The sequence below is a fragment of the Oleiphilus sp. HI0067 genome (assembly GCF_001635735.1).
This window is the reverse complement of record NZ_LWFI01000232.1, coordinates 1-1173: the sequence shown is the minus strand read 5'-3', so window position 1 is coordinate 1173 and position 1173 is coordinate 1. Positions and strand designations below refer to the sequence as shown.

At 46.0% G+C, this 1173-nt stretch carries 2 protein-coding genes; both read left to right on the top strand.

Annotated elements, in window-relative coordinates; all coding sequences use genetic code 11:
• The coding region (locus tag A3739_RS03065) for a hypothetical protein (protein ID WP_231876986.1) at nucleotides 1–364 on the top strand (364 nt) is incomplete at its 5' end.
• Nucleotides 365–379: 15 nt separating this feature from the next.
• Nucleotides 380–1173, top strand: a 794-nt coding sequence (locus A3739_RS03060; protein ID WP_156502297.1) for a hypothetical protein, incomplete at its 3' end; no start/stop codon positions are given.

The following is a 1173-nucleotide window of genomic DNA, read 5'->3' as shown; positions in this document are numbered from 1 at the left end:
AGCGAAGCGCGCTGAGTTAAAAGCGATTGAAACGAAAATGATGGCACGTCACGCCAGCGAACAGGAAATTCGAGACTACTACGCCTATCAGGAAAAACTATCAGAAGACTATGTAATTGTTTTGACCGAGATCTTAGAGCGCTATGGGAATGTGCTCCCAGAAGATGATTATGCAGGGCAAGCTTTAGCGCGAACGATGCACTTGAACAAACTTCAGGAAATGCCGAACAAAATCTCGCGTGCACTTGAGCAGCGTCAAGTATTCATCGATCAGAAGCAGGAATGGATGGCGGATAAAGACGCATATAGAGCTAAACTAGAAGCGCAAGCTGAGGAGGCGAATCGCGCACTCGGCAAAATATAATAAAAGAGTATTCTTATGAAAGGCTCTATTTTTCTGTTTTTAAGCGCCTGCGCTTCAGGTGCTCTATATGCTTTTGCGAATGTCGGGTTTGGGCTTTGGTTACTCGCCTTTGCTTGTTTTGTTCCTTTGTTGCTAGCGCTTGAAAGATCCAAGCGCTTTTATTCTTCTGCGCTCACTGGCTTTGCCATGGGCAGTGTTCTTTATTTCGTTGGGTATTCTTGGCTTCTCGCGCTTAGTGACGGATTTATTCGGGGCGAAGACCATACCGGAAGCTTGCTTTGGCTAGCTTATGGATTCGTCATCGCCTTGCATTTTGCTGTGTTTGCGCTGCTCTACGTCGCGATGCGCAGACTCAATGTCGGGATATTGCTGTCTTCTATGGCTGCTTTGCTCATCATTGAATTCACGCAAGCGAATCTGTTTCCTTTTTACTTGGGTGCATCACTCGTTCGGGCGCCATATCTAGCACAAGCTGCTGATCTTGGTGGCGTCTATTTGCTCAGTGCATGTGTGATCGGTGTAAATGCATGCTGTGTTGTATTGTTGCAAGAGCGTCGTTTCACATCCATGAAGTCTATTGCGAGTACGGTAGGCATTGTGGGAGGTTTATATTTTTATGGGGTTTATCAAGTTCAACAGGAAGAGTCTTTTGTCGCAGAGCCTCAACAACAAATGTCTATTGGGCTTGTGCAAAGTGATATTTATGGCATGTCTCGTCCTGATCAACGTGCAACTGCGCATCAGCAACATCTAGCCTTTAGTCGCAGTCTTATCGCACAGCACGAGATTGATTTGTTAGTTTGGCCTGA